This is a genomic window from Actinocorallia longicatena, from assembly GCF_039534125.1.
Lineage (GTDB): Bacteria > Actinomycetota > Actinomycetes > Streptosporangiales > Streptosporangiaceae > Actinocorallia > Actinocorallia longicatena.
This window is the reverse complement of record NZ_BAAAUV010000021.1, coordinates 71894-86616: the sequence shown is the minus strand read 5'-3', so window position 1 is coordinate 86616 and position 14723 is coordinate 71894. Positions and strand designations below refer to the sequence as shown.

Sequence of the window (14723 nt, the reverse complement as noted above, 5' to 3'; positions counted from 1 at the left end):
CCGGACCATGTCGGGAAAACTCAAGCCGAAGAAGGACCGGTCGGCGGAGTACAAGAAGAAGCCCAAGAAGGATCTCAAGAAGAAGAAGGGCAGCGGGCTGGGCGGCCGGATGGACGCGATCAAGAAGTCGCGGAGCACCGACGTCCTCGTGACCGATTCGACCCCCGGCTCCGTCGGCGGGGACCTGATCCCCAAGGTCAAGGGCACGACGGCACCGGTCGTCCTCCCGCTGCTGACCAATGTCGCGCCCGAGCTTCCGATGCTCCTGGACCCGGGACCCGTCGTGGTGCCCCCTTCCCGTACCCCCTGGCAGGTGGCGCAGCACCCCCTCACGGACGGGCAGAAGGTCAAGCTGTCGCCCTTCGTCCGGGTCAAGGAGGGCAGGATCAGCGCGCTGGCGGTCGGGCGGATGCGGACGCCGTCGCCGTTCGGGTCGAAGATGGGTGACCACACCGCCGCGTGGACGACCGTGGTCGACGACATGCAGGCGCTCGTCCACGGCAAGACCGTGGCGGAGGCCTGCGCGGCGCTCGCGGAGCGGCAGCTCCACGCCGAGGAGTGGACGGGCAAGCCCGACTCCGTCGGCATGAGGCTGTGGAACTCGCTGGAGGAGAGGGACCGGGACGCCCGCAAGCCCGTCCTGGAGACCTACGCCTCCGAGGTCCGGAGCGCCCTCCAGAATCCGCAGACCGCCGAGGGCCTGGCCAAGGCGATCGCCCACCATCTCGCCTACCTGAACTTCCTGCCGTACGCGACCGTCCCCGCCAAGGGCAAGACGGGCTCGAAGGGGTCGGGGGAGGGCTCCGCACGCGCCGCCGTCCTGGCCGTCGACATGCGGCTGGAGGCGGAGAGACAACGCGCGGAGATGCTCGAGGCCGAGAAGCTCCCGCAGAACAAGGCAAAGAAGGAGGCCAGGGAGAAGCGGGAGAAGGAGGCGAGCGACCTGGCCGCCGACATCGAGAGGCGGATGCAGAAGCTCGAGACGAAGGAGGAGACCCTCGCCCGGCACAAGCGGGAGGAGGAGGCCGCCGCCGAACGTGAGAGGACCTTCCTGCCCAGAGCCCATGAGGGGCTGTGGAAGCTCTTCTCCCTCGAGGCCGTGGTCCGTGAGGCGCGCCTCGAACGGGTCGTCATGCCCACGAAGCACCAGGACCTGGTGAAGAAGGTCGACAAGGCCCGGGAGGTGTCGGCCAAGGCCCTCGAGCTGAGCAACCAGTTCTCGATCAGCGAGGAGATGGTCAAGGCCGCCTTGCAGGAGTCGAAGGACAAGAACCGCCGCAAGAGCGCGAAGACGGACAAGAAGAGGACCCCGGCCCCGCTCGAACGCCGCAAGTCCACCGCCTTGTTCAAGCCGGTCCTGGGCCTCCCCGCGTTCAACAAGGGCCTCGCGGACCTCAAGACGCTCGGCGACGACCTCGGCGACATGCGGTACTCGGGCTACCAGGTCCTGGCCGACACCTCGACGGACGGCGCGGCGATCTACCAGAAGATGGCCGAGGTCGCGGGCGCCAAGACCAAGACGGTGGGCGCGACCAAGGAGGTGCTGCGCCTCGCCGGGCAGCTCAAGGAGGAGGGCGACGACCTGAAGTCGCTGTACACCGATCTGAACACCGACCCCGGAGTCCTGGAGGACGAGGCGGCGCTGATGCTCGGGCAGCTCCTGCACGAGCACCAGTCCAGGATGGTCCGGAACTATCCGGTCGCCGTCGACAAAACGGGCTTCCTCGGCAAGGACCCGGCCACCACCGCCACCGCCCAGCTGAGGGAGTTCATCAGGTCGGCCACCTACAGGAACGAGCTGGGCAAGGACGTCAGGGTGTTCGACAGGGTGGAGAAGGAGGCGCTCGACCGCCTGGTCGAGAAGGTCGAGAAGGTCCACAGGGACCTCGGCAAGATCGCCCCGCCGGCCGAGCCCAACCGATGGGTGGCCACCGCCAAGACCGCCGACATCGTCGTCACCTTCCCCAACGCGTCGAAGATCAACATTCAGGGCCGCGCGGCGGCGCCGTCCGGGGTGGAGGGCATGGGCTCGCACACCACGGCCTGGCTGACCGAGGTGCAGGCGATCGAGAAGGCCGTGGCGGCCCACGGCAAGGCGAAGGTCGGCGCGGTGCTCAAACAGCAGACGCGCGAGGAGCTCGGCGGTGAGCTGATGACCGGCCTGGCGGCCCTGCTGCCGGCGGACCAGCTCGACGCCGGCCAGCTCGGCGAGCTCTTCGACGCGGCTCTCGCGGTGCTGGAGTCCGAGGCGCCCGAGGACACCGTCCGGAACTACCTGGCCTTCCGCAACCTGATGCCCTACGCCACGGTGGACGCGGGCGATCGCGGCGGGCACGGCGAGAGCCGCGACGGGACCATCGACGAGGTCTTCGACAAGGATTCGCTCAACGCCGCCCTCCAGCAGAAGATCGACGAGCTCGTGCAACCGGCCCTGACCGGCACCCTGAAATCCATGACGGACGCCGCGACCGTGCTCAGGACCACCCTGGACGCGACGGCCCCCAAGCCCCTCGTCCTCGCCTTCCCCGCCGACCTCGTCCTGGGCGGAGCGCCCCCGCCGCAGGCAGGGCCTCCCGAGCCGAACTGGAACAGCCACCCGGAGCTCAAGGCGGCGGTCGAGGCCGCCATCGCCTCGCTGAACGGCACGGCCGACAGCATGAGGACCGCGGGGGAGAACGGCACCCTCGACGGCCGGACGATCGGAAACGGCATGTTCGACGTCCGCTACAGGGAGCACACCCGGGTCTTCAAGGCCGCCCGGAGCTGAGGAGGGATCATGTCGCACGGCGTCGGCAGAAAGAAGCGGCGGGCCAGCGACTCGCCACCTCCCAAGCGCAAGAAGAACTGGGACGAGTCCTCGTCCTCCTCGGAGGAGGACGACGGCTCCGACTACGAGGACGCGTCGCAGCGGAAACGCGCCGCGTCGCACACGCCGGTCGTGACCCGGACGACGAGCGCGCGGCGGGCCAAGGAGCAGCCGAAGAAGCCGACCCGGTTCGTCAAGCCGGTGTCGAACACGGTCCCGACGACCAAGGGCATCACCAAACCGAAGACGAAGGGCCAGATCAAGACCACGCCCCCGGCCAAGTCGGCCGCGGCGTTCCTGGCCGCGGTGACCAACGCGACCCCCACGATCACCACGACCACCCCCGTCGCGGCCCCGCCGAAGGCCGCCGCCCCGCCCAAGCCGCTGAAGTGGACGCTCAAGCGCCACACGCTGAAGGAGGGGCAGAAGGTCAAGCTGTCCCCGCACGTCCGGATGAAGGGCGACCGGATCGCGCGCCTCGCGGTCGGGCGGATGCGGACGCCGTCGCCGTTCGGGGCGAAGATGGGCGACCACACCTCCGCCTGGACGGTCGCCGTCGACGACGTCCACGCGCTCGTCCACGGCAAGACCCTCGCAGAGGCGGCAGGGGACCTCATGGCGCGGCAGCTGGAGTCCGAGGCGTGGATCGGGCAGCCGCGGTCGATCGGCAGGCAGGTCTGGGACCTGTACGGCGAGAACGACCTGAAGCAGCGCCAACCCGTCCTGGAGACCTACGCCTACGAGGTGCGGGACGCGCTGAAGAACCCGCTGACGGCGGAGGGCCTGGCCAAGGCCGTCGCCCACCATCTCGCGTTCCGCAACTTCCTGCCGTTCGCGACGGTCCCCGCCAAGGGCAAGATCGGATCGAAGGGGTCGGGGGAGAGCGCCGCCCGCGCCGCCGCCCTCGCCCCCGACCTCGAACGGGAACGCCGTCGGCAGATCGACGAGGAGACCGAGGCCCAGCGGCTGCGCCGGAAGAAGCGGGAGCAGGCCGAGCAGGTGCTGGCCGACCAGATCGAGGCCTGGACGCAGGAGGAGGAGACCAAGGAGGAGACGCTGCTGCGGCACGAGGCGCAGGAGCAGGCCAGGCTGGAGCGGGAGCAGAACGTCATGCCCAGGGCCGAGGCCGGTCTGTGGAAGCTGTTCTCCCTCGACGCGGCGCTGCGCGAGGCGCGTGCCGACCGGGTCGTGGCCCCCGCCAGGCACCGCGAGCTCGTGGAGACCGTCCAGCGGGTCAGAAAGCTCGGCGGGACGGCGCGGACGCTCGGCGAGGCGTTCCTGGCCAACGAGAAGAAGGCCGCGAGCAGCAGCGCGAAGCTGAGAAAGGAGGCGGCCAAGGAGCGCGTCGGGATCGGGATCCTCGCCGCCGAGCTCAGGAAGCAGGCCGACGATCTCGCCGCGCGCCCCGACACGGGTCATCCGGAGATCAAGCTTCTGATGACCGACGCCGCCTACCTCGGCGAGGTGGTCCAGTCCGTGCAGAGCCGCATCATGGACGCGACGAAGGGCCGGGCCGAGGCCACCAAGCTCAACACGAGGATCGGCGAGCGGAACGATGCGGCGGACGACCTGCTCGACGATCTCGAGGGGGACCCCGCCGACGTGGAGAAGGAGGCGGCGCTGATCCTCGGCTATCTCCTCCACGACCACCAGGCGATGGCCTCCCGCGCCTATCCCCTGGCCGCCGCTGAGACCGGGTTCCTCGGCGCCGATGCGGCCAAGGCGGCCAAGGCGGCGATCGAGCATCTCGCCGGGCGGCTCCAGCTCATCCCGGACCACGACGACGCGGCGATCGGCCGGCTGCTCGGCATGGTCGAGAAGGTCCACCAGGACCTCGGCCCCGTCACCCCGTCGAAGGACCCGGGACGGTGGGTCGCCGGTGCCCGCACCGACAGTCTCGTCGTGTCCTTCAAGGACGGCGGCAAGGCCGTCTCGATCCAGGGACGCGCGGCGGCGCCGTCCGGGGTCGAGGGGATGGGCTCGCACACCACCGCCTGGGTGACCGAGGTGCAGGCCGTCGAGAAGCTGGTCGCGAAGCACAAGAAGGACGGCATCCAGGCCGTCCTCAAGGAGGAGACGCTCAAGGAGCTCGAGAGCGACCTGATGACCCAGCTCGCCACCGCGCTCCCGGCCGACCAGCTCGACGGCGGCCAACTCGGGGACATCTTCGACGCCGCGCTGGAGGTCCTCACGGCCGAGGACCCCGCGGACACCGTCCGGGCCTATCTGGAGTTCCGCAACCTGCTCCCGTACGCGACGGTCGACTCCGGCGACCGCGGCGGCCACGGCGAGCGGCGCGACGGCACCAAGAACGACCTGTTCGACCTCGGCTCCCTCGCCGCCACCGTCGACCTGAAGGCCGCCGAGCTCGCCCCGGACCGGCTCGGTGCCACCGCCGGTGCGCTGACGTCCGCGGCGGAGGTCCTCCGGACGACCCTCGCCGCGGCGATCGCCCAGCCGGGCGGTGCGGACGACGTCCCGGGCTGGAACGCCGACAAGAGGCTCGAGCGGGCGGTCACCCGGACCATCAGCGCCCTGGAGAAGGACGCCGCCCAGATGAAGAAGGCCGTCAAGAACAAGTCCGCCTACCCCGTCGCCGACGTGGCCAACCGGATCATCAAGGTGCGCAGGACCGAGCACGGGCGGGTCTTCGACCTCTCCCAGACGAAGCCCTGAGGGGGGCACGATGGCCACCCCGAGGATCCATCCGAAGAAGGCGGGCAAGCCCAAGAAGGGGGCCGTCGCCGCCAAGGGCGCGGCTCTGATCCGGCGCAAGTCGGCCGGAGACGTGGTCGCTCAGCGCAGGGCCGCGGCCAAGCAGCACCGGGACGCCGGCGCGCGCGGCGTCGGGGAGATCATGGCGGGCCCGGCGGGGATCGCGCCCAAGACCAAGGCGGACACCGCCAAGCGGGTGCGTTTCGCCGATCTCGCCCCTGCGACCGGCGAGTCCGTCCCGATGGTCGTCGACGATCCCGCCGGCGGCGAGGAGCCGCCCGCCCGCAAGGCCAGGCCCGTCTGGGCGATGCAGGCGCGGACGCTGCGGGAGGGCGAGAAGGTCAAGCTGGCCCCGCACGTCCGGCTCAAGAACGACGTGATCGCCGGGGTGGCCGTGGGACGGATGCGGACGCCGTCGCCGTTCGGGGCCAAGATGGGCGACCACACCGCCGCCTGGGCGACGGTCGTCGACGACGTCCACGCCCTCGTCTTCGGCAAGACCCTGGCGGAGGCGGCCGAGGCGCTCCTGGAGCGGCAGGACGAGTCCGAGGCCTGGACGGGGCAGCCGGACTCGGCCGGGATGAAGGCCTGGAACTCCCTCGAACAGCAGGACAGGGACCACCGGCAGGACGTCCTGGAGACCTACGCCGCCTCCACGCGGGCGCTGCTGTCGGTGCGGCCGCTGACCCCGCAGCTGATCGGCTCGGCGATGGCGAACCATCTCGCGTTCCTGAACTTCCTGCCGTACGCGACCGTCCCCGCGGCGAGCGAACGCGGGTCGAAGGGATCGGGAGAGGGCACCGCGCGGGCCCGCGCCCTGGCCCCCGACCTGGCCGTCGTGGTCGGCGGGCAGGCACCGGAGGACGTCCCGCCGCCTGTCCTGCAGAAGGCGTCCGAGGGGATGTGGGGGTTGCTCTCCCTGGACGCCGCCGTGCGCGAGGCGTGCGTCGACCAGATCGTCGCGCCGTCCGCGCACGCGGCGCTCACCGAGCGGGTCGAGAAGCTCCAGGCCCTGAGCCACCGGGCCTGGGACCTGACCGCGCTGGCCCGGATCACCGAGGCCGCCCCCACGCCCGGCAGGCGCCGCGCGCCGGCCAAGGTGAAATGGAGCACGGACAAGACCTCGAAGGAGGTCGACGAGGAGATCGCCGCGCTGCTGGAGGGCTGCGAGGAGCTCGGCAAGTTCGGCTACGAGGCGGCGGACCGGCTCGTGGTGCAGATCCGCGAGGCCGTCCTGGCCGTGCGCGGCGCCCGGTCGGAGAAGCTGCGCGTGCAGGCCGCCCGCGACGTGCGGGCGCAGGGCGCGGCCATCACCCGGCTCCAGGCGGGGACGGACTCGCTCCTGTCGCACCTGCGGCGGAGCCCGGCCGAGGACTCCGCGAACCTGCTCGGACGGCTCCTGCACGAACACCAGGAGCGGATGGCCAGGACCTATCCCGTGGGCGTCCGCAGGTCCGGCTTCCTGGGCACCGACGCGACCGCCACCGCGGTGGCACGGCTGAAGACGCTGCTGGACAAGGTCCCGGGCGCCGAGCCCGCGGCCGTCGCACGGCTCCTCGACGAGGTCGCCGGGGTGCACCGGGGGCTCGGCGCGGTGACGGCGAAGGACGGGTCCGGCGCGTGGGTCAGGGCCGCCCGGACCGCCGACGTCGTCGTCTCCTTCCCCACGACGGGCTCGGTCTCCATCCAGGGACGGGCCGCGGCGCCGTCCGGGGTCGCGGGGATGGGCTCGCACACCACCGCCTGGCTGACCGAGGTGCAGGCGGTGGAGAAGATGGTCGCCCGGGTGGGCAAGGACGGCATCGCCGACCGGCTGCGCATCGAGGTCGCCGACGACCTGCGCGGCGACCTGATGAAGAAGCTCGCCTCCCAGCTCCCCGCCGAGCAGCTCGAGGCGGGCCAGCTCGGCGATGTCTTCGACGCGGCCCAGCAGGTGCTGGAGGCCGAGTCTCCCGAGGACGCCGTCTCCTCCTACCTGGCCTTCCGCAACCTGCTGCCCTACGCGACGGTCGACGCCGGGGACCGCGGCGGCCACGGCGAGCGCCGCGACGGCAAGCTGAACGACGTCTTCGACAAGGCCTCGCTGCGGGCCGCCGCCCTGCAGAAGGCGGACGAGCTCAAACCCACCCGCCTGGCCGCGACGGCCGGGAGCCTGGCGACGGCGGCCCAGGTGCTGCGGACCACCCTCGCGGCGGAGAAGGACCCCGACGCGCCCGCCGGCTGGCACTCCTATCCGGCGCTCAAGGCGGCGGCCACCGCCGCCGCGGCAGCCCTGGAGAAGGAATCCGCCCGGCTGGACGACGCCCTGCGCGGCGGCAAGCCGGTCGACCGGGTCGCGGTCGTGGCGGCCATCCAGAACGTCCGCGCGGCCGAGCACCGGAAGGTCTTCGCCCAGGCCCGGAAGAAGTGATCCGTTCCGGCGGGACAGTGTCGATCCCCGTTCGCCCGCTGTTCATCTGGTGAGCGTTGGAACGTGGCAGATTTCGGCGGACACACCCCGATCTGCCTGTTCTTCCTGGAGTTCGCATGCCGTTCCGCATTCCGCGCCGAGGCCTGGCCGCGGCCGCCGTGGCCGTCGCCCTGCCGATGATCTTCGCCCCGGGGGCGCAGGCCGGGAAGGACCAGCCGTTCTTCGAGCGGCTCGCGACCTACCCCGTGGTCCAGAACCTGCCCGCCGACACCGCGACCGTCGCGGAGATCTCGGCGGTCACCGAGGACGGCGAGACCCTCATCTACACCGACGCGATCGGGCGGAACATCGGCTTCCTGGACATCTCGCGGCCGAAGGCCCCGCAGGGACTCGGCGTCCTCCCGCTGGGCCCCGGCGACTCGCCCACCTCGGTCGCCGTGGTCGGCGGGTACGCGCTGGCCGTCATCGACAGCAGCCCGTCGTTCACGGCTCCGTCCGGGCGGGTCGACGTCATCCGGATCAGCGACCGGACCGTGGTCCGCAGCATCGACCTCGGCGGCCAGCCCGACTCGATCGCGCTGAGCAAGAACGGGAGGTTCGCCGCCATCGCGATCGAGAACCAGCGCGACGAGGAGTTCACCCCGGCCGGCGGCAAGGCGGGCGACCTGCCGCAGGCGCCCGGCGGCTTCCTCCAGATCCTCGACCTGCCGACGGCGAACCCGGCCTCGTGGGCCGTGCGGGCCGTCCCCTTCACCCAGCCCGGCGGCGCGGCGCTCCCGTCGTTCACCGCCGCCGGGATCGCCGCACCGGCCGACCCCGAGGTCGAGTACGTCTCCGTCAACGGCAAGGGCAAGATCGCCGTCACCCTCCAGGAGAACAACGGCGTCGTGATCGTCGACGGTCCGTCCGGCACGATCGACGAGGTCTTCTCCGCGGGCAAGGTCTCCCTGACGGGGATCGACTCCGCCAAGGACGGCTTCATCAACCCGACCGGCTCCATCACCGACGTGCCGCGCGAGCCCGACGCGGTCGGCTGGATCGACGACCACCACCTGGCCACCGCCAACGAGGGCGACTGGAAGGGCGGCAGCCGCGGCTGGACGGTCTTCAGCGACACCGGCACGGTCGTCTGGGACGCCGGCAACACCTTCGAGCACCTCGCCATCGAGCACGGCCTGCACAACGAGGACCGGGCCGCCAAGAAGGGCAGCGAGCCCGAGGGCCTGGCCGTCGGCACCTTCAACGGACGCCGCTACGCCTTCGTCGGCTCCGAGCGGTCGAACTTCGTCGCCGTCTACGACGTCGAGAACCCGGCGAACCCGGTGTTCAAGCAGCTTCTGCCGACCAACGCCGGCCCCGAAGGGCTGCTCCCGATCCCCGGCAAGAGCCTGTTCGCGGTCTCCGCCGAGACCGACAACGCCGCGGTCGGGCTGCGGGCGACCGTCCAGCTCTTCCGCCTCGACTACGACGAGCGGGCCGAGTTCCCCCAGGTCAGGTCTCAGAACGCGCTCGGCTGGGCGGCCCTGTCGGGCTTCTCGCCGGTGCCGGGGCAGCCGGAGAAGCTGTACGCCGTCAGTGACGCGGCCTTCAACCGGACGAGCATCTACACGATCGACACCGGCCAGGCGCCCGCGCTGGTGGAGTCGGCGCTGACCGTCACCAAGAACGGCCAGCCCGCCGGGTACGACGCCGAGGGCGTCGCGGCCCGCCAGGGCGGCGGCTGGTGGATCGCCTCCGAGGGCGACACCGCCTCGAAGCTGCCGCTGGCCAAGCAGAACCTCCTCGTCGCGGTCGACGCCTCGGGCGCGGTCACCCAGGAGGTTCCGCTGCCGGCCGAGGTCTCCTCGGTGATCGGCAAGCAGGGCCTCGAAGGCGTGACGGTCACCGGCTCCGGCGCGTCCGAGCAGGTGTACTTCACCCTCCAGCGCCCCCTGCCGGCCGACCCGGCCGACACCGTCCGGATCGGCCGCTACACCCCCGCCACCGGCGCGTTCGCCTTCTGGGGCTACAAGCTGGAGCCGTCGGCCTCGGCCGCCAACTGGAACGGCCTGTCGGAGATCGTCCACGTCTCCGGCGACGCGTTCGCGGTCGTCGAGCGCGACAAGGCCTCCGGCCCCGCCGCCGCCCACAAGAAGATCTACTCCTTCCACCTGACCCCGGCCGCCCCGTCCGGCCTCCCGGTCGTCCCGAAGACCCTGGTCCGCGACCTCCTCCCCGACCTCCGCCTCACCAACGGCTGGACCCAGGAGAAGGTCGAGAGCCTCACCATCCTCGGCGACGGCACCGTCTGGTTCGCCACCGACAACGACGGCCTCACCGACGCCACCGGCGAGACCGTCCTCCGCTCCCTGGGCCAGGCCAAGAAGCTCTTCCGCGCCTAGGGGCTGTTTCAAAGTCAACTGCCCTACTGCGCGGCGCCCAGGCACGCACCTCGCGAGGTTGTCGTCGGTCGCCGACCCAACCAGGTCGACTCCCTCCTCCGCCCCCGCGAGGCACGCACCTGGACGCCGCTCGCCACGGGCGCCGACTTTGAAACAGCCCCTAGCCTCCCTCCCCGGCGGGCACGGCCTCCTCGCAGGCCGCGCCCGCCTTCCGCCCCGCGCGGTCTTCCAGGTCCACCGTGACGGCCTCGGGCGGGGTATAAAGGCCGGATGCCGGTCTCGCTCGACGGCCTGCTCCGGCGTGAGCGGGCCCTGTTCCTCCAGAGCCATCCGCTGTCGGCCGCGGCCTACCGGGAGGCGGGACGCCATCTGTTCGGCGGGGTCCCGATGACCTGGATGAACAAGACCGCCGGGGGCTTCCCCCTCTACCTGGACGGCGCACACGGCGCACGCGTCACCGACATCGACGGCCACGAGTACGTCGACCTGTGCCTCGGCGACACCGGGGCGATGGCGGGGCACTCGCCGGAGCCGGTCGTCGCGGCCGTCCGGCGCCGGTTCGGCGAGCAGGGCGGCGCGACCGTCATGCTCCCGACGACCGACGCCGCCCGCGTCGGCGCGGAGCTGTCGCGCCGGTTCGGCCTGCCGCTGTGGAGCTTCTCCCTGACGGCCACCGACGCCAACCGCTGGGCGATCCGCCTGGCCAGGGCCGTCACGGGGCGTCCGAAGATCCTCGTGAACAGCTACTGCTACCACGGCAGCGTCGACGAGGTCCTCCTGGTCGTCGATCCGTCCGGGAGGGCGGTCTCCCGCGAGGGGAACGTGGGCGCGCCCGTCGATCCGGTCCTCACCTCGCGGGTCGTGGAGTTCAACGACCTCGGCGCCCTGGCCCGTGAGCTCTCCCACGGCGACGTGGCGGCGGTCCTGATGGAGCCCGCGCTCACCAACATCGGCATCGTCCTGCCCGAACCGGGCTACCTGGACGGCGTCCGCGCCCTCACCCGCGAGCACGGCACCCTGCTGATCATCGACGAGACCCACACGTTCTCGGCGGGCCCCGGCGGCTGCACCGCCGCCTGGAACCTCGACCCCGACGTCCTCACGATCGGCAAGGCCATCGGCGGGGGCGTCCCGTCCGGAGGGTACGGGCTCTCCGCCGGCCTCGCCGCCCGGATCGAGGCCCTCGAAGGCCTGGACCTGGTCGACATGGGCGGGGTCGGCGGCACCCTGGCGGGCAACGCCCTCTCGGTCGCCGCGATGCGCGCCACCCTGGAGGAGGTCCTCACCGACGAGGCCTTCGCGCGGATGCACGCCCTCGCGGCCCGCTTCGCCGACGGCGTCCAGGACGTCATCACCCGCTACGCCCTGCCCTGGTCGATCACCACCCTGGGCGCCCGCGCCGAGTACCGCTTCACGCCGTCGCCGCCGCGCACCGGCGGGGAGTCGCACGCCGCCTCCGACCCGGCCCTCGACGACTACCTGCACCTCTACCTGGCCAACCGGGGCATCCTGCTCACCCCCTTCCACAACATGGCCCTGATGTGCCCCGCCACGACCGAGGCCGACGTCGACCTCCATCACGAGATCTTCGAAGCGGCGGCGGCCGAACTGTCCCGCTGACCCTCCCTCCGCACCCGTTCAGGCACGCGCGGCCTTGACGCCCGCCATGCCGGAATTCTGGCGGTATGGCATGAAGCAGTGGCTTTCACGGCTTTATGTCATTTGATCGTAAGGGTCTCGGGAACGGGCAATTTGCGAGCTAAAGGGGATCTTTTCGCTTACCCGCATCTATACGGGTTGCCGAGGGTGCCAAGCCGAGCATTATGCCCATGTGTCCCTGGGGAAAACGAGGGGCCTGGTCACGACTTTGAACGCCGGGGATACGGACATCTCTGGCGCTGCGAACGAACATCCCGAAAGTCGTCAAGGTCACACTAGGGTAACCATTAAGGGCTTTGTTGGATATTGCAGGGCAACCCAGGAAACCCTGCCCGGCGGGGCAACATTCACGAATTCGAGAACGAGTCAAGATCGAATTAATCGGGCTAGCAGGGGATCCATGGGTACCGAACGAGGTTCTATCAGGCATGCCGTAACGGCGATCATGCTGGGGGGTCTGTTTCTCCTTCCGGTGTCCGCCGCGGCCGATCCCGAAGTGCAGACCACACCTCTCGACATGGTCATCGCGGTCGACGAGTCGGCCAGTCTGAGCAGCGAGGACGTGGTTCAGGAGATCGCGGCGACGTCCACGATCGCGCAGGCCGTGCTGAATCCGAAGAGCCGGGTCACCGTTATCGGATTCGGCAGCAACAACGGCGGGCCGAATCAGGTGGCCGCCCGCCAGGTATGCCGTCCGACGCTCGTCGACAGCGAGATGAACCGGCAGTATCTGGCCTCCTGTGTAAAGGACCTCCACCTCAGGACGGCCGCCGAAGGCGCCGATACCGATCATGTCGCGGCGCTCTCGAAGTCGCTTTCGGCGCTGTACGACGATTCACCGGTGGGCGCGCTCAAGGTCGTATTCCTGCTGACCGACGGGAAACTCGACGTCCCGAACAGCCCGAACTACGGCGACGGCGACCGCAACGCCGAGGCGCGCACCCAGCTCGCACTCGGGCTGAAGCGGGCGAAGGACACCAAGGTGCAGATCTGGCCGCTCGGTTTCGGCTCCGGTGTGCAGCAGAGCGCGCTGGACAAGTTCTCCGAAGGCGGTTCCCAGGACGGCTGCGATCCGCGCAGCGAATCCCGGCCCAAGGCCAGGGTCGTCCGCGATTCGCGCGACGTGCTGCGCTCCCTTTCGGAGGTGTACGCGCTGGCGACCTGCTCCGGGCTGAGCCAGACCGACTCGACGACCCTCGAGAAGGGCCAGCAGCGCGATCTGAAGATCGCCATCCCGGTGATAGCCACCGACGGGACGATCACGGTGACCAAGGGCGATCCGAAGATCCGCGTCGACTACCTCGACCCGAGCGGCACGGCGGTCGGCGCCTCCTCGGGGGAGTCCACCTTCACCCGCAGCGGTGAGAACACCGCGACCGAGAGCCTGCGGATCGTCAATCCGGTGAACGGCGTCTGGACGGTCAGGCTGAGCGCGCCCGAGGCGATGGGCAAGCAGCTCGTCAGCGCCACCGCGCTCTGGCAGGGGGCGGTGCGGGCCTCGATCCTCGTCGACCCGCCGAGCGCGCAGATCGGCCAGAACCTCGTCGTCCGGCTGTCGCTGATCACCCGGACGGGCGCTCTCACCGACGCCAACGCCCTGCGCGGGCTCGACTTCAACGTCGTCGCCTCCGGAGTCGGGCTCACCGCGCCGCGGAAGGTGCCGGTGCACGACGACGGGAAGGCACCCGACGACGTCAAGAACGACGGCAGGTTCGCCGGGGAGTTCACGGCGCCGAACGAGGTCGGCACCCTCTCCTTCACCGGCGAGGTGTCGGGGGTCGGGCTGCACGCCGAGCAGGTTCCGGTCACCGTCCAGGTGACCAGCGAGAAGGCGGGCGTCGAAGGGCACGTCGCCTTCGTCACCGACGGGCACGTGAACCCGGGCGCCACCGTGAAGGGCAAGATCACGACCAGGAACGCCACGGGCTCCGCACAGCGCGCCGTGCTCACCCTGGACGGCGCGGGGCCCGCCCGGGCGGCGGTCGCGCCCGGCACCGCGGTGGAGCTGCCGCCCGGCGACTCCGCCCACGACTTCTCCGTGACGTTCGGGGCCGACGCGAAACTCGGCGGGACCTCGCTGACGCTCAGGCTCGTGGGCGAGAGCGACCCGGCGTCCGTCTACGCCAACGGCCTGCTGACCGTCACGATCGAGGAGCCGCCGACCTGGGCGCAGCGGCACCGCTGGTGGATCGTCGGCGCGCTGGTCCTGCTCCTCGCGACGGTCGTCGGTCTCTGGCTCCGCCGGCGGGCCTGGCGCAGCCGGGTGAACGCCCGCGGCCTCGTCGTGTCGCTCAACCGGGACGGCGAACGGGTCGGCCGGGAGCTCAAGGCCCCCACCCGCTGGTCCAGGGAGTTCCGCTTCACCATCCACAACGCCGACGGCAGGCAGGCGGCCCTCGGCCACTACCAGCCGGGCTCGCCCCGGTACACCGCCTCCCGCGGCCGGGACGGCGTGGTCGTCCGGACCCCGCAGGGCGAGATGGAGATCTCCTTCGGGTCCGACGGCCAGCCCCTCGAGGGCGGGCTGATGCTGGCCTTCCGCGACGAGCGGCCCAGGCGAACGATCGGCCTGGCGAAGAGAAAGAAGAAGAAGCAGCAGCCCCGGCGGCGGCCGGACCCGAGGAGGGACGGCCACCGGGACGGCCACGGCCACGGCGACGGCCCGCAGGACGGCGGCCGGACCGAGCAGCCCCCGCCGGGCGGTGCCGGCCGCACGACCCCCGACCTCGACGACCCCTGGCTCTAGGTCTTA

General features: G+C 71.1%; 6 protein-coding genes. All 6 read left to right on the top strand.

Going from position 1 to position 14723, the window contains the following annotated elements; translation table 11 throughout:
- Nucleotides 1–7: 7 nt before the first annotated feature.
- Complete coding sequence (locus ABD785_RS30925) at nucleotides 8–2767, top strand: hypothetical protein (RefSeq protein ID WP_344835410.1); 2760 nt, start codon at nucleotides 8–10, stop codon at nucleotides 2765–2767.
- A 9-nt stretch (nucleotides 2768–2776) separates the two neighbouring features.
- Nucleotides 2777–5482 carry a hypothetical protein gene (locus ABD785_RS30920; protein ID WP_344835408.1) on the top strand — a complete coding sequence of 902 codons (2706 nt, stop codon included), beginning with the start codon at nucleotides 2777–2779 and terminating at the stop codon, nucleotides 5480–5482.
- Between the two features lie 10 nt (nucleotides 5483–5492).
- Complete coding sequence (locus tag ABD785_RS30915) at nucleotides 5493–7931, top strand: hypothetical protein (protein WP_344835406.1); 2439 nt, start codon at nucleotides 5493–5495, stop codon at nucleotides 7929–7931.
- A gap of 116 nt (nucleotides 7932–8047) precedes the next feature.
- Nucleotides 8048–10312 carry an esterase-like activity of phytase family protein gene (locus tag ABD785_RS30910; protein WP_344835404.1) on the top strand — a complete coding sequence of 755 codons (2265 nt, stop codon included), beginning with the start codon at nucleotides 8048–8050 and terminating at the stop codon, nucleotides 10310–10312.
- A 270-nt stretch (nucleotides 10313–10582) separates the two neighbouring features.
- The gene (locus ABD785_RS30905; RefSeq protein WP_344835402.1) at nucleotides 10583–11932 is read left to right on the top strand and encodes a transaminase; all 1350 of its coding nucleotides are present in this window, start codon (nucleotides 10583–10585) and stop codon (nucleotides 11930–11932) included.
- Between the two features lie 535 nt (nucleotides 11933–12467).
- Nucleotides 12468–14717, top strand: a complete 2250-nt coding sequence (locus ABD785_RS30900; protein ID WP_344835401.1) for a VWA domain-containing protein — start codon at nucleotides 12468–12470, stop codon at nucleotides 14715–14717.
- Nucleotides 14718–14723 lie beyond the last annotated feature (6 nt).

Coding starts and splice junctions, on each gene's coding strand:
- ABD785_RS30925 (WP_344835410.1), top strand. CDS start 8: ATGTCGGGAAAACTCAAGCCGAAGAAGGACCGGTCGGCGGAGTACAAG.
- ABD785_RS30920 (WP_344835408.1), top strand. CDS start 2,777: ATGTCGCACGGCGTCGGCAGAAAGAAGCGGCGGGCCAGCGACTCGCCA.
- ABD785_RS30915 (WP_344835406.1), top strand. CDS start 5,493: ATGGCCACCCCGAGGATCCATCCGAAGAAGGCGGGCAAGCCCAAGAAG.
- ABD785_RS30910 (WP_344835404.1), top strand. CDS start 8,048: ATGCCGTTCCGCATTCCGCGCCGAGGCCTGGCCGCGGCCGCCGTGGCC.
- ABD785_RS30905 (WP_344835402.1), top strand. CDS start 10,583: ATGCCGGTCTCGCTCGACGGCCTGCTCCGGCGTGAGCGGGCCCTGTTC.